General features: G+C 75.8%; 17 protein-coding genes. 9 read left to right on the top strand and 8 right to left on the bottom strand.

From position 1 onward, the window contains the following. Window positions 1–2: 2 nt before the first annotated feature. The 4 genes from AB0F18_RS28080 to AB0F18_RS28065 all read right to left on the bottom strand — a co-directional run bounded on the left by AB0F18_RS28080 (window position 3) and on the right by AB0F18_RS28065 (window position 6,037). Window positions 3–392 (bottom strand): STAS domain-containing protein, encoded by a 390-nt coding sequence (locus AB0F18_RS28080; RefSeq protein WP_362065592.1) that lies wholly within the window; start codon window positions 390–392, stop codon window positions 3–5. A 50-nt stretch (window positions 393–442) separates the two neighbouring features. Beyond that, entirely contained in the window at window positions 443–3,994 is a 3,552-nt protein-coding gene (locus AB0F18_RS28075; protein WP_362065589.1) for an AAA family ATPase, read from the bottom strand. A gap of 73 nt (window positions 3,995–4,067) precedes the next feature. Continuing rightward, window positions 4,068–5,081, bottom strand: coding sequence for a hypothetical protein (locus AB0F18_RS28070; RefSeq protein ID WP_362065587.1), 1,014 nt, complete (start codon window positions 5,079–5,081; stop codon window positions 4,068–4,070). A 41-nt stretch (window positions 5,082–5,122) separates the two neighbouring features. Further along, on the bottom strand, window positions 5,123–6,037 hold the full coding sequence (locus tag AB0F18_RS28065; RefSeq protein WP_362065584.1) for a LysR family transcriptional regulator: 915 nt from the start codon (window positions 6,035–6,037) through the stop codon (window positions 5,123–5,125). A gap of 70 nt (window positions 6,038–6,107) precedes the next feature. Here AB0F18_RS28065 and AB0F18_RS28060 point away from each other — a divergent pair, with 70 nt between their 5' ends. Beyond that, the gene (locus AB0F18_RS28060; protein ID WP_362065581.1) at window positions 6,108–7,037 is read left to right on the top strand and encodes an NAD-dependent epimerase/dehydratase family protein; all 930 of its coding nucleotides are present in this window, start codon (window positions 6,108–6,110) and stop codon (window positions 7,035–7,037) included. A gap of 7 nt (window positions 7,038–7,044) precedes the next feature. Here AB0F18_RS28060 and AB0F18_RS28055 read toward each other — a convergent pair whose 3' ends face one another. Further along, window positions 7,045–7,797 (bottom strand): GntR family transcriptional regulator, encoded by a 753-nt coding sequence (locus AB0F18_RS28055; protein WP_362065578.1) that lies wholly within the window; start codon window positions 7,795–7,797, stop codon window positions 7,045–7,047. 230 nt (window positions 7,798–8,027) lie between these two features. Between AB0F18_RS28055 and AB0F18_RS28050 the strand changes: the two genes are divergently transcribed. Genes AB0F18_RS28050 through AB0F18_RS28030 form a run of 5 tightly spaced genes read left to right on the top strand, consistent with a single transcriptional unit; the run spans window position 8,028 to window position 12,799 of the window. Then, the gene (locus tag AB0F18_RS28050; RefSeq protein WP_362065575.1) at window positions 8,028–9,191 is read left to right on the top strand and encodes an extracellular solute-binding protein; all 1,164 of its coding nucleotides are present in this window, start codon (window positions 8,028–8,030) and stop codon (window positions 9,189–9,191) included. Continuing rightward, window positions 9,191–10,096, top strand: coding sequence for an ABC transporter permease subunit (locus AB0F18_RS28045; RefSeq protein ID WP_362065572.1), 906 nt, complete (start codon window positions 9,191–9,193; stop codon window positions 10,094–10,096). The genes AB0F18_RS28050 and AB0F18_RS28045 overlap by 1 nt, the downstream gene beginning before the upstream one ends. After that, a complete protein-coding gene (locus tag AB0F18_RS28040) occupies window positions 10,084–11,028 on the top strand; it encodes an ABC transporter permease subunit (RefSeq protein WP_362065569.1) in 945 nt (314 codons plus the stop codon). The genes AB0F18_RS28045 and AB0F18_RS28040 overlap by 13 nt, the downstream gene beginning before the upstream one ends. A 5-nt stretch (window positions 11,029–11,033) precedes the next feature. Then, window positions 11,034–12,128 carry an ABC transporter ATP-binding protein gene (locus AB0F18_RS28035; protein ID WP_362065566.1) on the top strand — a complete coding sequence of 365 codons (1,095 nt, stop codon included), beginning with the start codon at window positions 11,034–11,036 and terminating at the stop codon, window positions 12,126–12,128. A 26-nt stretch (window positions 12,129–12,154) separates the two neighbouring features. Continuing rightward, window positions 12,155–12,799 (top strand): HAD family phosphatase, encoded by a 645-nt coding sequence (locus AB0F18_RS28030; protein WP_362065619.1) that lies wholly within the window; start codon window positions 12,155–12,157, stop codon window positions 12,797–12,799. On the opposite strand, the gene AB0F18_RS28025 is transcribed toward AB0F18_RS28030, so the two are convergent. Beyond that, window positions 12,780–13,265, bottom strand: a complete 486-nt coding sequence (locus AB0F18_RS28025) for a hypothetical protein (RefSeq protein WP_362065563.1) — start codon at window positions 13,263–13,265, stop codon at window positions 12,780–12,782. The two genes, AB0F18_RS28030 and AB0F18_RS28025, sit on opposite strands and share 20 nt — an antisense overlap. 124 nt (window positions 13,266–13,389) lie before the next feature. Between AB0F18_RS28025 and AB0F18_RS28020 the strand changes: the two genes are divergently transcribed. The 3 genes from AB0F18_RS28020 to gap all read left to right on the top strand — a co-directional run bounded on the left by AB0F18_RS28020 (window position 13,390) and on the right by gap (window position 16,565). Beyond that, window positions 13,390–14,457: a DUF2330 domain-containing protein gene (locus AB0F18_RS28020; RefSeq protein ID WP_362065560.1), complete on the top strand. Its 1,068-nt coding sequence runs from the start codon at window positions 13,390–13,392 to the stop codon at window positions 14,455–14,457. 46 nt (window positions 14,458–14,503) lie between these two features. Beyond that, window positions 14,504–15,460 carry a helix-turn-helix domain-containing protein gene (locus tag AB0F18_RS28015; protein ID WP_362065557.1) on the top strand — a complete coding sequence of 319 codons (957 nt, stop codon included), beginning with the start codon at window positions 14,504–14,506 and terminating at the stop codon, window positions 15,458–15,460. Between the two features lie 109 nt (window positions 15,461–15,569). Further along, entirely contained in the window at window positions 15,570–16,565 is a 996-nt protein-coding gene (gene gap / locus AB0F18_RS28010; protein ID WP_362065554.1) for a type I glyceraldehyde-3-phosphate dehydrogenase, read from the top strand. A gap of 123 nt (window positions 16,566–16,688) precedes the next feature. Here the strand turns inward: gap and AB0F18_RS28005 are convergent, their stop codons facing one another. Further along, window positions 16,689–17,738, bottom strand: coding sequence for a zinc-dependent alcohol dehydrogenase family protein (locus AB0F18_RS28005; protein WP_362065551.1), 1,050 nt, complete (start codon window positions 17,736–17,738; stop codon window positions 16,689–16,691). Between the two features lie 39 nt (window positions 17,739–17,777). Then, window positions 17,778–18,575, bottom strand: coding sequence for an alpha-L-glutamate ligase (locus AB0F18_RS28000; RefSeq protein WP_362065548.1), 798 nt, complete (start codon window positions 18,573–18,575; stop codon window positions 17,778–17,780). Window positions 18,576–18,683 lie beyond the last annotated feature (108 nt).

Here is an 18,683-nt window from a genome sequence, read left to right as displayed (position 1 = left end):
CCCTAACGACACCCGGACCGCGGAAGTGACGCCCACGCCTGCGCATCCGGTCGGCGTCCGCAGGAGGAAGCCCCGCCACCCTGCCGCCGCCCCACCCGGGCCCAGAGGTCCAGCAGGAGCCGGACCGGCCGCGAGTCGGAGGCGAGTTCCCAGGAGCGGCCGCCACCGGCCCACCGGTCCAGGACGTGCGCCAGGGCGGAGTCGCAGAAGGTGACGAGGGCCGCGTCGAGGACGAGGCGGCGGGCGCCGAGCGCGGCCCCCTCGTCGAGGAGGGCCCGCAGGGGGAGGCAGCTGTAGTGGTCGAACTCTCCGGCCAGGCTGACGGAGAGGACCCCGCCGCCGAGCGAGGACCGGATGAGGGGGCCGTGCATCGTGTTTATGGGGGAGTTCACGCCTCTCCAACGGACCTCCGCCCGGCCGGGAACCGGGGCCGGGGCGCACTTCACCCGCGTGGCCGTGGCGCCGGCTGCCGCGGCGGCAGCTGGTGGGCGCGGCGCTGTTCCGGGGTCGGGGGGTGCAGGACGCGTCCCGCCGCCAGCCGCAGCAGCGGCCCGGCGGAGTCCGGGGCGGCGGGGGTCCACAGGCGGACCGTGCGGTCGCGGGAGGACGTGGCGATCCGGCCGCCGTCGGGGGACCAGGCCAGCCCGTTGATCCAGTCGGCGTGCAGTCCGACGACGGCCACGGGCCCGGCCGCCACCGGGTCCCACAGCCGCAGCGTCCGGTCCCGGGAGACGGAGGCCAGCCGGGTGCCGTCCGGGGACCAGGCGACGGACTGGACCCGGTCGTCGTGCCCGGTCAGCACGGCGGCCGCGGCCCCGGCGGGCCCGTCGGGGTCCCAGTCCCACAGGCGGACGGTGCGGTCCCGCGACCCGGTCGCCAGCCGGCGCCCGTCCGGCGACCAGGCCACCTCCCACACCTGGTCCCCGTGCCCCTCCAGGGTCCGCAGCCGCTCACCCGTCCCCGCGTCCCAGACGATCACGGTCCTGTCCGTTCCGCAGGTCGCCAGCAGCCTGCCGTCCGGCGACCAGTCGGCCCCCGTGACCCAGTCCCCGTGCCCGCGCAGCACCCGTGAAGGCTCCCCGCCGGCCACGTCCCGGACGATGACGAGGCCGTCGCGCGCGGCCGTCGCCAGCCGGGTGCCGTCCGGGGACCAGCACACCGCCGACACCTCCGCCCCGTGCCCGTCCGGCAGTTCGGCCGAGGGGGTCCCGTCGCGCAGCCACAGCGCCGCCCTGCCGTCCCGGCGGCCCACCGCGAGCCGCGACCCGTCCGACGACCAGGCGAGGTCCCCGCACTGACCCGTCGCCAGCACCCGCGGCGGCCCGAACTCCGGGGCCCGCCACAGCCGTACGGTCCCGTCCTCCGAGGCGCTGGCCACCCGGCCCCCGTCCGGCGACCAGGAGAGCTGCCACACCGAATCGGTGTGCCCGCGCAGCACGTTCGGCGGCGCGGCCGTGTCCCAGAGGGCCAGGGTCCGGTCCCGCGAGGCGGTGGCCAGCCGGCGCCCGTCGGGCGACCAGGAGACCGCGTGCACCGTGTCCAGGTGCCCGGTGAGCCACAGGGCCGAGGACTCCCCGTCGCCCGCGGCGTCGGCGCCCAGGTCCCAGATCCGGACGTTGCGGTGCCGGTCGCCGGCGGCGAGCCGGGCCCCGTCCGGGGACCAGGCCAGGCAGTCGATCCGGTCCATGCTCGACAGGCCCCGCACGGCCCGGCCCGTGGCCGCGTCCCGGACCACCACCGTACGGTCGGCGGAGGCGTAGGCCAGCCGGGCGCCGTCGGGCGACCAGGCCAGGGCCGTCACCGCGTCAGCGTGCGCGGCTCCGGCCGGCACGGGCCCGCCGCCGGCCGCCGGCCAGATCCACACGGCGCCGTCCGAACCGGCGGCGGCGATCCGGCTGCCGTCGGGCGACCAGGCCGCGCTCCCCAGCGTCCCGGCAGGGGCCCGGAGGGCGCCGGCCGGGGTGAACGAGGCGGTGTCCCACAGCCGCAGCTCCCCGCCCGCCCCGGCCGACACCAGTCGGCGGCCGTCCGGGGAGAACGCCGGCGCGGCGAGCCCGCCGCGGGGCCCGCCCGCGGCGCCGGACTGCCGCAGGGCGGCCACCGTACGCCCGGAGGCGGAGTCCCAGACGGTCAGCCGGGCGTCCCGGGTGGCGCAGGCCAGCAGGGCGCCGTCGGGCGACCAGGCCACCGTACGGGGCCACTCGCCCGGCACGTCGAGCACCACCGGCTCCCCCCGGCCCCCGTCCGGGCCCTCCTCCAGGGCGTCCGCCCGCCAGATCCGCAGCCGTCCGTCCGCCGAACAGGCCGCGAGCCGCGACCCGTCGGGGGACCAGGCCGCGCCGGTCACCTCCGCGCCGAAGTCCCCGCGCACCGCCCGCAGCAGGGAGCCGTCCAGCGCCGTGCGCAGCGCCTGGAGCGCGGCCGGGGTCGGCGCCCACTCGGTGACCGCCGCGTGGGCGACCGCGATGGCCGTCTCCGGCTCGCGGCTCTCCAGCACCCGGGCCGCCACCGCGTCCGCCGTCCGCGCCCGGGCCGCGCCGTCGGCCAGGGCGCTGCGCTCCACGTACTCCGCGACCAGCGCCGACACCTCCAGCCCGGCGGGGGCCTGCGCCTGCCAGGCACGGGCCGCCGCCAGCCGTTCCCCGGTCAGCAGGAAGGCCTCGCCCCGGCCCGCGAACTCCCATTCCTGCGCCCAGCGTTCCCACTCTCCGCGCCGCCTCAGCTGCTCGACGTGCTCCTCGACGGCCCGCCGCAGGGGCGGCCACCGGCGCAACAGCGCCTCGTGGGCCAGGTCGAGGACCCCGGCGTCGGAGGTCAGCAGCCGGCCCGCGACGAAGGCGTCGGCCATCTCCCTTTCCGTGGGCGTCAGTTCGGTCCGGGCGACGCGCCGGCGGGTGGGCTCCTCGCCCTGGACGGTGACCAGCCGCAGCAGCATCCGCACGACCGGGTCCGGTGCGGTGCCGCCGTCCCCGCCGGGGCCCAGCAGCTCGGCGCGGATCCGGTCGGCCTGTCCGACCAGCGCCCCCGCGACCCCGCCGGCCTCACGGTAGTGCCCGTACCCGATCACCGAACCGGGTCCGCCCGCCAGCCGGTACAGCTCCTGGAGGGTGTAGGCGAGGAGCGGCAGGGCGTCGCCGCCCCCGCAGTCGTCGACGATCCGGGACACCAGGCCCGCCTCGAAGGAGACCCCGGCGGCCGCGCCCGGCCGGGCCACGACCTCGTGCAGCGCCTCCCGCTCCAGCGCGCCGATCACCACCGGATCCCTGACGAGGGGGGCCAGTTCGGCCTCCAGGAACCCGGTCAGGAAGTCCGAGCGCAGGGTGCCCACCAGCCACAGCCGCGGCTGCCGTGCCAGCTCCTCCCGTACCGCCGCGGCGAAGGCGGCCCGCTCGCGCGGCCCCGACAGCGTCAGCAGCTCCTCCAGCTGGTCCACCACCAGCACCCGGGGCCGCCCGTCCGCCGGGGCGCCGTCCAGGGCCCGCCGCAGCGCGCCCACCGGGTCGGTGCCGGGGGTGATCGCCGGGTACGCCGTCCAGCGCGAGCGGCGCCCGGTCAGTGCGGGCAGCAGCCCGGCCCGGACCAGCGAGGACTTGCCGGAACCGGAGGGCCCGACCACGGTCACGAACCGGTGGGCCCGGGCGGGCGCCGCCGGGTGCAGCCGGGCCACGAGGGCGGCGGTCTCCCGTTCCCGCCCGAAGAACACGGCCGCGTCCTCCTCCCCGAAGGCCTCCAGCCCGGGGTACGGGGGCTGTCCGGCCGTCCACGCCACCTGCACGGCCACCGGCCGACGCTCCAGCCAGCGCAGCCACAGCTGGCCGCCGACCAGGGCGAGGAGCCCGATCCCGACGAGGGGTATCGACCACTGGCGCAGCAGCCGCAGCGGGAGCGGCACCTCGCCCTCCACGTTGGTGGCGTAGTTGGTCGCGATCCCCAGCAGGGCACCCACCAGCATGAGCAGGACGTCGAGTACCAGTGCGAGCGGTCGTCTTTGCATGAGGCCAGAACCTAGCCGCGGGGCTCCCCGGCCCGCGACCGGTCTCCGCCGGCCGGCACTCCCGCCGCGGCCGTCACGGGCCGATGGGCGGCCGGTGGCCGCGCTCGGGGCGTCCGGCCGCCCGGCCCGCGGGCATGAGCTGGCCGGTGGCCGCGAGGGCGAGGCGGGAGAACAGGGTGCCCGAGAAGCCGAAGAGGAGGGCGATCGCCAGCGCGATGGGGCGGGCGGGGGAGCCCCAGGAGTTGTCGAGGAACACCTGCCCCAGCAGGTTCAGTTCGGGGTCGGCGAGCATCCGTACGAGCAGCAGTCCGCCGGGCGCCGCCAGGGCCCCGCCGACCGGCGCCAGGACGAGGACCCCCCAGGAGGCGGGCCGCTGCGCGCGCATGACGCCGACCAGCGGGGACAGGAACCCGCCCAGGCCGCCGAGCAGGAGCGAGAGCCGGTGGTCGAGGGCCAGGCCGATCAACAGCACCGCGCCCAGGCCGGTGAGGGCCAGCCACAGGGCGATGCGCTGGAGCTCGTACTCGCGCTCGAAGGCGTCGTCCTCGCGTTCGGCCAGCCGATCGGTGACGGCGATCAGCGCGGCCCGCTCGGCCGCCGGGTCACCGGCGTGCGCGGCGAGTTCCCCCGCGAGGGACCCGTCGGCCGGGTCCCGGTCGCCGCCGAGGCGCAGCCGCAGGGCCCGGGAGCGCAGGGCGATCTCCTCGGGGCCCTCCAGGCGCAGCAGTTGGGACTCGGCCTCGTGCAACACGCGCCAGGCGGAGGCCAGTTTCGACAGCGGTATGGCGATCACCCACCGCCGGGGCAGCAGGCGCCAGGCCACCTGCCCGTTGCGTTCCAGCCGGTCCAGCCGGTCGGTGACCGCCTTCAGCGCGGCGGCCCTGACGGGGCCCCCGGCCCCGCCCCCGGCGGCCGTGGCGGCGACCACCTCGGCCCGGACCCGGCAGCCGTGCAGGCGCGCCTGGAGGAGGCGGTAGCGGGGCGCCGCGATCAGCCCCCGGCTGGTGAGGTAGACGACCACCAGATAGCAGGCGCAGACCAGCCACAGGGCCGGACGGCCCTCTCCGACCACGTACTCGACGCCCACCCCGGCCCCCTCCGCCGCTGCCCCCGGCCGGGTCCATGCTCCTACGCGGCAGGGCCCGTTGTCCCCGGTTCGGCGTCCCGGGCCGCCGTCGCGCGCAGGGCCTGCGCCAGGGCCGCCGCGTACGGCTGCGGGGCGTGCAGGGGGGCGGCGACGCCGAGGTGGCGGGCCGGGCGGGGCGGGGCGAGGGGGACCACCGCCGTTCCGGCGGGCGGGGCCAGGGCGATGTGCGGGACCAGTGCCACGCCGACGCCCGCCCCGACCAGGGTCTGCGCGAAGAAGTAGTCGGTGGTGGACGCGGCGACCAGCAGCTCGAACCCGGCCCGGTCCGCGTACCGGCGCAGGAAGGCCTCCGTCTTGAGGCAGCCCAGCACCCAGCGGTCGGCCGCCAGCTCGGCCGGCTCGACCGCCGCCCGCTCGGCGAGCCGGTGCCCGGCCGGCAGGACCGCGTACAGCGGGTCCTCCAGCAGCGGCAGCCAGGACAGCCCGGTCCCGGAGGGCAGCGGGCCGTCGAAGTGGTAGGCCAGGGCCAGGTCCGCCGCACCGGAGCGGACCATCGGCAGCGAGGTCTCCGGCTCGGCCTCCAGGACCGTCAGCTCCACCTCCGGATGGGCGGTGACGAAGGCGGACAGGGCCCCCGGCAGCAGGTGGCGGCCCCCGCTGGTGAAGGTGGCCACCGTCAGCCGGGGCCGGCCGGCGGCCAGCCGGTCGATCCGCGCGCGGACCCGGTCCAGCTCGGCGGTGACCGTCTCCGCCGTCTCCGCCAGCATCCGGCCCGCCTCGGTGAGCGTGACCCCGCGCGTGCTGCGCTCGGCCACCGGGTGGCCGAGGCCCCGCTCCAACGCGGCGATGTGCTGCGAGACCGCCGAGGGGGTCATCCGCAGCGTCGTCGCGGCCCGGTTGAAGCTGCCGTGTTCCGCCACGGCCCGCAGGACGCGCAGCCGGTGCACATCGATCAACAGTTTTCCTTCATACCCGTTCAGCAAGTCATCAGTTCTGCTGGAGACCCTACAACGGCAGAGTCGGGGCATGGACAAGATTCTGGTCATCGGCGGAAGCCGCTACTTCGGCAAGCACCTGGTCACCCTGCTGCGCGACGCGGGCAGCGAGGTCACCGTCCTCAACCGCGGCTCCTCCACCCCGCCCCCCGGCACCGCCCACCTGGTCGCCGACCGCGACGACGAGGACGGGCTGCGCGCGGCCCTCGGCTCCCGCGCCTTCGACGTGGTCCTCGACCAGGTCTGCTACACCCCGCACCAGGCCGGGGTCGCCCGCCGGGTGTTCGGCGGCGGCCGCGCCGGACGGTACGTGATGACCTCGACGATGGAGGTGTACGACCCGGCCACCTTCCTCACCCCGCCCGCGCCCGGGACCGCCGGCCCGGTGGCCGAGGGCGCCTTCGACCCGCTGGACCCGCCGCCGGGACTTCCCGGCTACGCCGAGGGGAAGCGGCGGGCCGAGGCGGTGTTCCTGCGCGATCCGGCGTTCCCCTTCGTGAGCGTGCGCTCCGCGCACGTCCTGGGCGGCGGCCGGGAGGAGTTCACCGGACGGCTGGCGCACTACGCCGGGCGGATCGCCGCCGGGCTGCCGGTGGCCGTGCACGAGGCGCCGTACGCCACCTCCTTCATCGACCACCGGGAGATCGCGTCCTTCCTGGCCTGGGCCGCGGCCAGGACCTTCACGGGCCCGGTCAACGCGGCCTCGCACGGCCCGCTCACCGTCACCGCCCTGGCCGGCCTGGTGGGCCGCCGGCTCGGGCGCCCGGCCCGGTACCGGACCGTCGGTGCCGGGGAGGAGGCCTCCCCCTTCTCCTTCGACCGCTCCTACGCCCTGGACAACGGCCGCGCCACCCGCCTCGGCTTCGCCTTCTCCCACACCCGGGACTGGCTCCCCGAGGCGATCGACGAGGCGGCGGCCGACGCGGTCGCCGACGCGGCCGCCAGCCGGCCGGTCGCCTGACGGGCGCTCAGTGCTCCCCGCCGCCCGGGTGCCGCTCCAACGGCGCGGTTACCGCAGAGTTGCTCACACTGAAGGTGACGCTGCCGGCCCGGTACCGGTCGTCGGACCACTCGATCGGGCGGGCCGTACGGGTGGCCGAGACATGACGCTGGCGCAGCAGCGGGCTGCCGCGCCGGATCCCCAGCAGGCGGGCGTCCTCGCTGCCCGCGGGGAGCGCGTCGATCAGGTGCTCGCCGTAGTGGGCCGTGATGCCGGAGTCCGTGGCCAGGCCGTCCATGACCGAGCGGCAGTCCTCCGGCATGGCCTCCACGGCCGCCGCGACCCAGTCGGCGTACGCGGTCCGCTCCACCATGGCGGGCTCCCCGTCCAGCAGCCTCAGCCGCAGCACGGCCAGGACCTCCGTGCCCGGGGCCAGCGCCAGGCGCTCGGCCTCCTCGGCCGTCGCGGGCCGGCGGGTCCGTGAGAGGAAGCGGCTGCTGGTCTCGTGGCCGACCCCCTCGGCCCACTGCGCGAAGCTGTTCAGCTCGCCGAAGCTGTGCCGGCGCTCGTGGCGCAGGACGATCCTGCGGGCCCCCTGGCTGGAGCCGACGAGCCCCTCGGCGGCCAGCGTGGCCACGGCCTGGCGGACCGTACCGCGCGAGGCGGACCAGCGGGCCGCCAGATCGCTCTCGGAAGGCAGCCGGGCGCCCACCGGGTACGCGCCAGACAGGATCGCCCGGCGCAGCTCCTCCGCGATCTCCAGATACCGGACCGTGCCCATGCCGTTCGCCCCCCGCTCGCCGTGTGCGGGTCCTCCCGCACCGCCACTCATGATCATTCAAGTGGGTCATGTCACGACTTCTTTCGGTCATTCTCGTGTTGTCGTCGAGCCGTGCCCCCGGGGCCAGGCGCCGTTCACCGCCCGTACAGCCGGCACGGGCGAACTGGGGCCAACTTGTTCAGACAAGTGAAGCCTGACAAGTGATCCCCCCTTCGTCTCCGGGAGAGACCGTGTTCCGTTCCTCCGCCCGTCGCGGTGCGGCCGTCCTGCTCAGTGCCGCCGCCCTCGCCACCCTCGGCGCGTGCGGCGCCGCCCCCGACCAGCCCGCCGCCGGCGGTGACGCCAAGGGCGGGGCCCAGCCGGCCACCGCCACCTCCGCGGCCGGCCTCGGCGGCATGGACGCCCTCGTCGCGGCCGCCGAGAAGGAGGGTCGGCTCAACGTGATCGCCCTGCCGCCGGACTGGGCGAACTACGGCGAGATGATCAAGGCCTTCCAGGCCAAGTACCCCAAGATCAAGGTCTCCAGCGAGAACCCGGACGCCACCAGCGCCGACGAGATCGCCGCCGTCAAGTCCCGCAAGGGCCAGAACCGCGCCCCCGACGTCCTCGACCTGGGCATCGCCTTCGCCCGCAGCGGAGCCGGCGAGAACCTCTTCGCCCCCTACAAGGTCACCGCCTGGGACAAGATCCCCGCCTCCCAGAAGGACGCCGACGCCCGCTGGTACAACGACTACGGCGGCTACGTCTCCATCGGCTGCGACGCCGCGAAGATCCCCACCTGCCCGCAGACCTTCGCCGACCTGCTCAAGCCCGAGTACAAGGGCAAGGTCGCCCTCAACGGCAACCCGACCAAGTCCGGCTCCGCCTTCGGCGGCGTCTACGCGGCCGCCCTCGCCAACAAGGGCTCCTTCGCCGACATCCAGCCCGGCATCGACTTCTTCGGACAGCTGCGGCGGAGCGGCAACTTCATCCCCGTCGAGTCCACCCCCGCCACCGTCGAGAAGGGCGAGACCCCCATCTCGATCGACTGGGACTACCTCAACGCCGGCTACGCCGAGCAGTTCAAGGGCAAGGGCGTCGACTGGAAGACCGTCGTCCCCGCCGACGGCGTCTACGCCCAGTTCTACTCCCAGGCCATCAACAAGGAGGCCCCCAACCCGGCGGCCGCCCGCCTGTGGATGGAGTTCCTCTACAGCACCGAGGGCCAGAACATCTGGCTCAAGGGCCACGCCCGCCCCGTGCTGCTCCCGAACATGACCCAGGACGGCACCGCCGACAAGGACGCCGTCACCAAGCTCCCCCAAGTCCAGGGCACCCCGTCCTTCCCGGCCTCGACCGAGCTCGACAAGGCCAAGGCCGTCCTCGCCGAGAAGTGGGACAAGGCCCTCAGCTGATGTCCGCCCCCACCACCCCCCTCACGACGGGGACCGCCGGCGGCACCACCCCCCGCCGCCGGCGGCGCGGCCCGCGCACCTGGCTCGCCGCCCTCCCCCTCCTCGTCTTCACCGGGCTCTGCTTCGGCATCCCGCTCGGCGCCATCGCCTTCGGCGCGGTCACCCGCACCGACCCGGCCACCGGCGCCACCCGGGTCACCGGCGAGCACCTGGCCCGCTCCCTCCAGGGCCCCTACCTCGGCTCCCTGTCCGGCAGCGTCCAGCTCTCCGCCCTGACCGCCCTGCTGGGCGCGCTGCTCGGCGTCCTGGTCGCCCAGGCGCTGGTCACCTCCCGCTCCACCGCCCTGCGCTCGGCGGCCCTGACCGCCTCGGGCGTCCTCGCCAACTTCGGCGGGGTCCCGCTGGCCTTCGCGTTCATCGCCACCGCCGGCATCTCCGGGGTGGTCACCCGGCTCGCCGACCTCACCGGCCTGGGCTGGGACCTGTACTCCTTCACCGGCCTCACCGTGGTCTACCTGTACTTCCTGGTCCCGCTGATGGTGCTGGTGACCGTCCCCGCCCTGGACGGGCTGCGCCCGCAGTGGCGCGAGGCCGCCCAGAACAACGGGGCCACCGGACGGCAGTTCTGGCGCCACGTCGGCCTGCCGGTGCTCGCGCCCTCCCTGCTCGGCGGGTTCGTCCTGCTCTTCGGCACCGCCTTCGCGGCCCACGCGACGGCAGCCGCCCTCGTCGGGGGCTCCGTACCGCTGGTCACCCTGAAGATCGCGGACGCCCTCTCCGGCAACGTGCTCACCGGCCAGGAGAACGTGGCGCTCGCCCTCGGCCTCGACATGATCCTGATCGCCGGCCTGGTCATGGCGGTCTACCTGCCCCTCCAGCGACGGAGCGCCCGATGGCTGCGATGACCGGACCCGCCGAGATCACCGAGACCGTCCCCGGGGCCGTGCCGGACGAAGCCGAAGCCCCCGCGAAGGCCACCGCCCGGGCCGGGAAGCCGGCCCGCCACCGCCCCCGGATCTGGCGCGGCGCCGTACTCGCCCTCGCCGGGGCGTACTTCCTGCTCCCGCTCCTCGCCTCCTTCGTCTTCACCGTGCACGTGCCCGGCCAGGGCGTCACCTTCGAGGCGTACACCGAACTGCTGGGCGCCGAGGGGTTCACCGAGAGCCTGCTGCTCTCCCTGGGCCTGGCCGCCGCCACCATCGCCCTGTCCCTGCTGCTGGCCGTGCCCGCGCTGATCGCCGTACGGATCGGCTCGCCGAGGCTGCGGCCCGTGGTCGAGGTGGTGTGCATGCTGCCGCTGGTGGTGCCGCCCATCGCCCTGGTCACCGGGATCACCACCGTGCTCCGCTGGGGGCCCGAGCACCTCTCGCGGACCCCGCTCTACCAGACCTTCATCGCCGTGCAGGACGAGCGGTTCCCCGTCGTCCTGGTCCTCGCCTACACGGTGCTGGCGCTGCCCTTCGTCCACCGCTCGCTCGACGCGGGCCTGCGCGCCGTGGACGTCCCGACGCTGGTCGAGGCCGCCCGCAGCTGCGGCGCGAGCTGGCCGTACGTGGTGTGGCGGGTGCTGCTGCCGAACCTGCGGACCTCCCTGGCGGGGGCGGCCTTCCTCACCCTGGCGCTGGTGCTCGGCGAGTTCACCATCGCCTCCCTGCTGGGCTTCCGGCCCTTCGCGGTGTGGATCGTCTCCATCTCCGGTGCCCAGGCCCGGATGTCGGTGGCCGTCTCCATCCTCAGCCTCCTCATCACCTGGCTGCTGCTGCTCGTCCTCTCGCGGGCCGGAACCGCGCCGTCCACGACGGCCTCCGCCCCCGCCACCTCCCGCAAGGAGTCCTGACCCCCATGCCCACCACCCTCACCGCGGCCGGGAAGCCGGCCGGGTCCGCCGCCACCGGGGGCGCCCGCGTCGAATTCCGCGGCCTGCGCCGCGCGTTCGGCACCACCACCGCCCTCGACGGACTCGACCTGACCGTCGAGCCCGGCGAACTCCTCGCCCTGCTCGGGCCGTCGGGCTGCGGCAAGACCACCGCCCTGCGCGTGCTCGCCGGCTTCGAACACCCCGACTCCGGCGAGGTCCTGGTCGACGGCGAGGACATCACCCGGGTCCCGGCCAACCGCCGCGACGCCGGGATGGTCTTCCAGTCGTACAGCCTCTTCCCGAACCTCAACGCCCGCGAGAACGTCGCCTTCGGCCTGCGCGTACGGGGCGTCCCGGCGGCCCGCCGCCGCGAACGCGCCGCCGAACTCCTGGACCTGGTCGGCCTGCCCGACCACGGCGAGCGCTACCCGCACCAGATGTCCGGCGGCCAGCAGCAGCGCGTCGCCCTCGCCCGCGCCCTGGCCCTGCGCCCGCGCGTACTGCTGCTCGACGAGCCGCTGTCCGCCCTGGACGCGAAGGTACGGGCGAACCTGCGCGAGGAGATCCGCCGCCTCCAGCTCTCCCTCGGCATCACCACCGTGTTCGTCACCCACGACCAGGAGGAGGCCCTGTCCATGGCGGACCGGGTCGCCGTCCTGAACGCGGGGAAGCTGGAGCAGTGCGCCGCCCCCGCCGAGCTCTACGAGCGGCCCGCGACGCCCTTCGTCGCCGAGTTCGTCGGCACCATGAACCGGCTGCCGGGGCGGCTCGCCGGCTCGGGCCGGGTCGAGGTCGCCGGTACCCGGCTGCCCGTCGACGGCCCGGTCCCCGACACGTCCGACGTGGAGGTGCTGGTCCGGCCCGAGAACCTCACCGTCGCCGCCGACGCGGCGGGCGGCGCCACCGTGACCTCGGCCTCCTTCTTCGGCGCCGTCACCCGCCTCCACCTCGACCTGGCCGACGGCACGAAGGTCAAGGCCGACGTCCCCTCCCGGGACGCGGGCGGCCTGACGCCGGGCGCACGGGCCACCGTCGGCCTGGCCGAGCGGCCCGTGCTCGTCGTGGCGAGGGCCGCGTGAGCGAACTCGCCGCCGTCCTCTTCGACATGGACGGCACCCTCGTGGACACCGAGGTGCTGTGGTGGGAGACCACCGAGGAGGTCGCGGCCCGCCTCGGCCACCGGCTCGGCCCGGCCGACGCCCCCGAGGTCGTCGGCCGCGCGGTCGCCGACACCGCGGCCCACCTCGTACGGGTCACCGGCGGCCCCGGCGCCGGGGGAGCGGACACCGGGCCGGTCGCGGAAGAACTCACCGAGGGCTTCTTCCGCCGGGTCGCGGCCGGCGCCCCGGTCCGCCCCGGAGCCCAGCGGCTGCTGACCGCCCTGGAGGCGCGGGGCGTGCCCTTCGCGCTGGTCAGCGCCTCGCCCCGGGTGGTCGTCGACCAGGTGGTCGGGGGCGCGCTGGCCCACGTCCCCTTCGCCTTCACCCTCTCCGCCGACGACACCGTGCGCACCAAGCCGCATCCCGACCCCTACCGCGCCGCCGCCGAACGCCTGGGCCTGGCACCGGGGGAGTGCGTCGCGGTCGAGGACTCCCCGGACGGCGCGGCCTCCGCCGAGGCCGCGGGCTGCCCGGTCCTGGTGGTGCCCTCGCTGCTCGGCGTGCCGGACTCGGCGGCGCGCACCTTCGCGGCCTCCCTGGAGGAGGTCACCCCGGAGCTGCTGGGCAGCCTCAGGCGCACAGCCCGATGATGCCGACGATGCCCTCGGCGTAGGCGGCCGACACCGAACCGGGCCGGCCGGCCAGACCGCCACGCAGCTGCGGCAGGCCGGCCCGGACGAAGGCGGCGCACTGCCCGTAGAGCCCCGCCTCGTACGGGGACCCGTCGTCCTCCGTGTTCAGCAGCGCGAGCAGCGTCCACAGCAGGGCCTCGCGGGTCGCCAGCCGGGGCGGGCCGGCCGACCAGACGGCCATCAGCACCCCACAGGCCGCCGGGGCGGGAGGCCAGAGCCTGGAGCGGGCGAAGACGTGCCCCTCCAGGGCGTGGAAGGCCGCCGGATGCCCCTCGGCGGCGTGCCACAAGGTGTCCTCCAGATGCCCCGCCGAACGGCCGCAGCCGCACTCGACGGACGCCCAGTCGTGCCGTGCGATCTCGGCCCCCACGGCGGCGGGCACCAGTGGGCTGCTGCGCACGGTGTCCTTGTCCATCCCTCTCATGAGGCCCAAGTATGGGAGCGGGCGCCGGGGGCGGTCGAGCGACCCGTCCGAGGGCCGGACGACGGGCCGGGATCCGGCCCGGCGGAACCGGACCCCGGGCGTCCGCGTCTGAGCCCCCGTGTGGATGAGAAGAAGGATCGTCGCGCTGCTCCTGGCCCTGCTGGCCACCCAGACCGTGTCCCTGATCAGCCCCGCCTACGCGTGCGGCTGCGGGGCGATGGTCCCCGACCGGGGGTCCCGGATCGGCGTCGACCGGGAGAGCTCCGTCGTGCGCTGGGACGGGCGGACCGAGGAGATCGCGATGCGGTTCACCGTGGGCGGTGACGCCCGCCGCGCCGCCTGGATCATGCCGGTGCCCGGGCGGGCGACGGTACGCCTCGGCAACCCCGGGCTCTTCCCCGAACTGGCCGGGCTCACCCGGCCGGAGCGCAGGACCCGTACGTACTTCTGGCCGCGCGGCGGCGACTGGCCGTTCTCCTCCGGGGCCGGGGACACCGCGGCCGCGCCGGCGCCCGGGGGCGGGACTTCCGTCGGTGTGGTCGGACGCGAGCAGCTCGGTGACTTCGACGTGGCCCGGCTGACCGCCACCGACCCCGAGGCACTGCGCACCTGGCTGGAGTCCAACGGGTTCGTGCTGCCGGATCGGCTCGCCGTCGAACTGAAGCCGTACGTCGACCAGAAGTGGGAGTACGTCGCCGTCCGCCTGGCCCCGCGCGAGGCGGGCAAGCGGCTGTACGGGGAGCTGGACCCGCTGCGGATCCGCTTCGACAGCACCCGGCTCGTCTACCCGATGCGGCTGTCCCGGCTGGCCGCCACCCCGCAGTCCCTCGGCCTGTACGTCCTGGCCGCCCACCGGATGGAGCCGGCTTCCGCGATCGGCGGGGCGGCGCCCGAGGTGACCTTCGCGGGGACGGTCACACCGACGGGGGCCCTGGCCGAGCTGGCGGGGGACGGGCCGGTGTTCCTCACGGCGATCGAGCAGAGGTTCCCGCAGCCCGCGCGCATCGAGGGCGACCACGAACTGCGCGCGACGCGCACGGACACCGCGTTCCGCCGGGTCGTGTACCGCAACGAGATCCTCACGGTGGGCGGCGTCCCGGCGTGGCTCCCGACGCTCGCGGCCGCCCTGGGGGTGCTCGGGGCCGCCGTCCTCCACCTGCGCAGACGCGCCCGCCGCCGGCACTCCGGCTGAGGCCCCGCGCCCTTCGGGCCAGGCCGGGCCCGCGTACCCTTCCGACGTGTCCCCTTCCCGCCCGCACCGTGTCGCCGTCCTCGTCCTCGAAGGGGCGAAGCCCCTCGACGTCGGCATCCCCGCGCAGGTCTTCAGCAGCCGGGCGAGCATGCCGTACGAGGTGCGGGTCTGCGGCGCGGCCCCGGGCCTGGTCACCGGCGGGGACGGCCTGTCGTACCACGTCACCCACGGGCTGGAGGCGCTCGCGTGGGCCGACATCGTCTTCGTCCCCGGCTACCGCTTCCCCGACCGTGAGGACCCGCCGCCGGAGGTCGTCGATGCACTGACCGCCGCCCACGAGCGGGGCGCGCGGCTCGCCGCCATCTCGACGGGCGCGTTCGCGCTGGCCGCCACGGGTCTGCTCGACGGCAAGCGGGCCACCACCCACTGGCACTACGCGCGGGCGCTCGTGGCCAAGCACCCCCGCATCCGGCTCGACGAGAACGTCCTGTTCGTCGACGAGGGCAGCGTCCTGACCTCGGCCGGCGCCGCCTCGGGCATCGACCTGTGCCTGCACATCCTGCGCCGCGACCTCGGCGTGGCCGCGGCGAACCACGCGGCCCGGCGCCTGGTGGCGGCCCCGTACCGCAGCGGCGGGCAGGCGCAGTACCTCCCGCGCAGCGTGCCCGAGCCGCTGGGGGAGCGCTTCGCCGCCACCCGCGAGTGGGCGCTGCACCGGCTCGGCGAGCCCCTGACCCTCGAAGCGCTCGCCGAGCACGCGGCCGTGTCACCCCGTACGTTCTCGCGGCGCTTCGCGCAGGACACCGGGTACACCCCGATGCAGTGGATCATGCGGGCCCGGGTCGACGTGGCCCGTGAGCTGCTCGAACGCTCTGAGCGGAGCGTCGAGCAGATCGCCGCCGACGTGGGCCTGGGGACCGGCGCGAACCTGCGCCTGCACTTCCAGCGGATCCTCGGCACCACCCCGACCGAGTACCGGCGCACCTTCACCCGGGGCGAGTAGCACCGCCGCGGCCACGGGTGGCGAGATACTTTCGAACCATGGCAATCCCGCCACTGTCGTGGGCGGCCGCCGGGCGCGAATCTGAGGGCGAACAGAAGGGGAACCGCTCATGACTCGCATCGCCATCAACGGATTCGGCCGCATCGGACGCAACGTGCTGCGCGCGCTGCTCGAACGCGACAGCGACCTGGAGGTCGTCGCCGTCAACGACCTCACGGAGCCGGCCACCCTCGCGCGGCTGCTCGCGTACGACTCGACGGCCGGCCGGCTCGGCCGCCCGGTGACCGTCGACGGCAACACCCTCGTGGTCGACGGCCGGCGCATCACGGTGCTCGCCGAGCGCGAGCCGGAGCAGCTGCCCTGGGCCGAACTCGGCGTCGACATCGTCCTGGAGGCGACCGGCCGCTTCACCTCCGCGGAGGCCGCCCGCGCCCACGTCAAGGCGGGCGCGAGGAAGGTGCTCGTCAGCGCCCCGTCGGACGGCGCGGACGTGACGCTCGCGTACGGCGTCAACACCGGTGCGTACGACCCGGAGCTGCACACGATCGTCTCGAACGCCTCCTGCACCACGAACGCGCTCGCTCCGCTCGCCGCCGTCCTCGACGAACTGGCTGGCATCGAGCACGGTTTCATGACGACGGTCCACGCCTACACCCAGGAGCAGGCGCTCCAGGACGGTCCGCACCGCGACCCCCGCCGCGCCCGCGCCGCCGCCGTCAACATCGTGCCGACCACGACCGGCGCCGCCAAGGCGATCGGCCTGGTGCTGCCGAACCTCGACGGCAAGCTGTCGGGCGACTCGATCCGCGTACCGGTCCCGGTGGGCTCGATCGTCGAACTCAACACGGTGGTGGCCCGCGACGTGACCCGCGACGAGGTGCTGGCGGCCTACCGGGCCGCCGCCGAGGGCCCGCTGGCCGGGGTGCTCGAATACTCGGAGGACCCGCTCGTCTCCTCCGACATCACGGGCAACCCCGCCTCGTCGATCTTCGACTCGGAGCTCACCCGCGTCGACGGCCGCCACATCAAGGTGGTCGCCTGGTACGACAACGAGTGGGGCTTCTCGAACCGCGTGATCGACACCCTCACCCTCCTCGCCGGCTGAACCCCGGCCGCCGAACTCCTGCCCCGGGTCTCCGTCCAGGCCCGGGGCAGGATCACGTGACCCCGCGCCCGGTCCAGGGGGTGTCCGGCGGATCATGGCCGGGCCCGGGGCGCCGAACACCCCCTAGGTCCGGGGCAGGATCACCGTGACCCCGCGCCCCGGCGCCGTGCCCATTGCGGCCAGGGCCGCGGGGGCCGCGTCCAGTGGGATCGTGGAGGTGACGAGGAGGTCGGGGCGCAAAGCGCCGGAGCGGACCAGTTCCAGCATCGGGGGGTAGGCGTGGGCGGCCATCCCGTGGCTGCCGAGGACCTCCAGCTCCCAGCCGATGACCCGGTCCAGCGGCAGTACCGCCGGGCCGGTGGCCGCCGGGAGCAGCCCGACCTGGACGTGCCGGCCGCGCCGGCGCAGACCGGCCACCGACGCGACGGCGGTCGCGGGGGAGCCCAGGGCGTCCAGCGAGAGGTGCGCGCCGCCGCCGGTCAGCTCCGCCACCGCCGCGGCCGTCCCGCCGGGGCCGACGGCAGCGGGGTCCACGCAGTGCGCCGCCCCGAACTCCCGGGCCAGCTCCAGCGCCGCCGGCGCCGTGTCGACGGCGACCACCCGGGCCCCCGCGGCGGCGGCGATCATCACGGCGGACAGGCCGACCCCGCCGCAGCCGTGGACGGCGACCCATTCACCCGCCTTTACCCTGCCCTGGGCGACCACCGCCCGGAACGCCGTCGCGAAGCGGCAGCCCAGGGCCGCGGCGGTCGCGTACGACAGCTCCTCGGGCACCGCCACCAGGTTCACGTCGGCGTGGTCCAGGGCCACGTACTCGGCGAAGGAGCCCCAGTGGGTGAACCCGGGCTGCGTCTGCCGGGCGCACACCTGGTGGTCTCCGGCCGCACAGTCGGCGCAGTTCCCGCAGGCGCAGACGAAGGGCACCGTCACCCGGTCGCCGGCCCGCCAGTTCACCACGCTCGGCCCCACCGCCTCGACCACTCCGGCCAGTTCGTGCCCGGGCACGTGCGGCAGGCTGACGTCCGGGTCGTGGCCCATCCACCCGTGCCAGTCGCTGCGGCACAGCCCCGTGGCCTCGACGCGCACCACGACCCCGCCGGGCGCGGGCGCCGGGTCCGGCACCTCCCGTACCTCCGGCAGTTCCCCGTACCGTTCGAACACCACCGCACGCATGTGCTCGCCCTCCTGTCGGCCGGCCCGCAGGCTACAGGGTCAGGACGCGGAGGCGGCGGCCCGGCGCAGGGCGAGGGCCGCGAGTGCCTCGGGGGCGCCGGCCTGGCCCCGGATCCCGGGGAAGGCGTTGACGTCGACGATGAGGGGGGCGCCGTCGCCGGTGGCGATGACGTCCACCCCGTACACGTCCAGCCCGAAGACCTCGCCGACCCGCAGGGCCAGTGCGGCCCAGCCGTCGGGCAGCCGGTCCGGGCCGCCGGCCGGTGCGTCCGCCGGGGCGGCGAGTTCGGAGCGGCGCAGGCCGGAGAAGACCTCGTCCCCGACCACCCACAGCTTGTGGTCCCAGCCGCTGTTGGGCGCGAACGCCTGCGTGACGACGGGCTCCCCGGCCCAGCGCGGCGCCAGCTCCCGCAGCCTTCCGGGGCCGTCGAGGCGGGCGACCAGGTCGTCCTTGCGGCTGTGCCGGCTCTTGACCACCAGCGGCCACCGCAGTCCCGGCGCGGACTCCAGCTCCGCCAGGGAGCCGAAGGTGCGGGTGGCGGCGAAGGGGAGCCCGGCCCCGAGGGCCAGTCCGGCCATCCCGGTCCGGTCCTGGCAGCGCTCGGTGGCGGCGGCGGAGTTCAGCACCGGCGCGCCCCGGCCCTCCAGCGCCCGGGCCAGTTCCAGCGCCTCCGGGGTCCGTGCCTTCAACAGGTACACGTCGGCAGGGGCTCCGACGGCCGCCGCGGCCCCCGCCCCGGGGTGCAGCACGTCCACCGCGTGCCCCTCGGCGAGCAGCGCGGCGGTGGCCGCCAGGAGCGGATGCCCGGGGTCGGGGGTGATCAGGCCGATCCTCACGCGCCGTCCCCCGCCCGCGCCGCCCCGGTAACAAGGGACTTCCCACCGCTCCACCCCCCTTGGTCCGCCCCACGGGGGGCGGTGCGTCGCGCCATGCTCGGTGACCGG

Origin of the sequence: Streptomyces sp. NPDC029216, from assembly GCF_040648015.1 — a bacterium.
Lineage (GTDB): Bacteria > Actinomycetota > Actinomycetes > Streptomycetales > Streptomycetaceae > Streptomyces.
This window is presented reverse-complemented; position numbering and strand designations above follow the sequence as displayed.

What these genes read in the sequence shown, in the direction of transcription:
- AB0F18_RS28005 (WP_362065551.1), bottom strand. Translation starts at nt 17,738, where the DNA reads ATGCGTGCGGTGGTGTTCGAACGGTACGGGGAACTGCCGGAGGTACGG.
- AB0F18_RS28020 (WP_362065560.1), top strand. Translation starts at nt 13,390, where the DNA reads ATGAGAAGAAGGATCGTCGCGCTGCTCCTGGCCCTGCTGGCCACCCAG.
- AB0F18_RS28045 (WP_362065572.1), top strand. Translation starts at nt 9,191, where the DNA reads ATGTCCGCCCCCACCACCCCCCTCACGACGGGGACCGCCGGCGGCACC.
- AB0F18_RS28025 (WP_362065563.1), bottom strand. Translation starts at nt 13,265, where the DNA reads ATGAGAGGGATGGACAAGGACACCGTGCGCAGCAGCCCACTGGTGCCC.
- AB0F18_RS28055 (WP_362065578.1), bottom strand. Translation starts at nt 7,797, where the DNA reads ATGGGCACGGTCCGGTATCTGGAGATCGCGGAGGAGCTGCGCCGGGCG.
- AB0F18_RS28075 (WP_362065589.1), bottom strand. Translation starts at nt 3,994, where the DNA reads ATGCAAAGACGACCGCTCGCACTGGTACTCGACGTCCTGCTCATGCTG.
- AB0F18_RS28040 (WP_362065569.1), top strand. Translation starts at nt 10,084, where the DNA reads ATGGCTGCGATGACCGGACCCGCCGAGATCACCGAGACCGTCCCCGGG.
- gap (WP_362065554.1), top strand. Translation starts at nt 15,570, where the DNA reads ATGACTCGCATCGCCATCAACGGATTCGGCCGCATCGGACGCAACGTG.
- AB0F18_RS28060 (WP_362065581.1), top strand. Translation starts at nt 6,108, where the DNA reads ATGGACAAGATTCTGGTCATCGGCGGAAGCCGCTACTTCGGCAAGCAC.
- AB0F18_RS28035 (WP_362065566.1), top strand. Translation starts at nt 11,034, where the DNA reads ATGCCCACCACCCTCACCGCGGCCGGGAAGCCGGCCGGGTCCGCCGCC.
- AB0F18_RS28030 (WP_362065619.1), top strand. Translation starts at nt 12,155, where the DNA reads ATGGACGGCACCCTCGTGGACACCGAGGTGCTGTGGTGGGAGACCACC.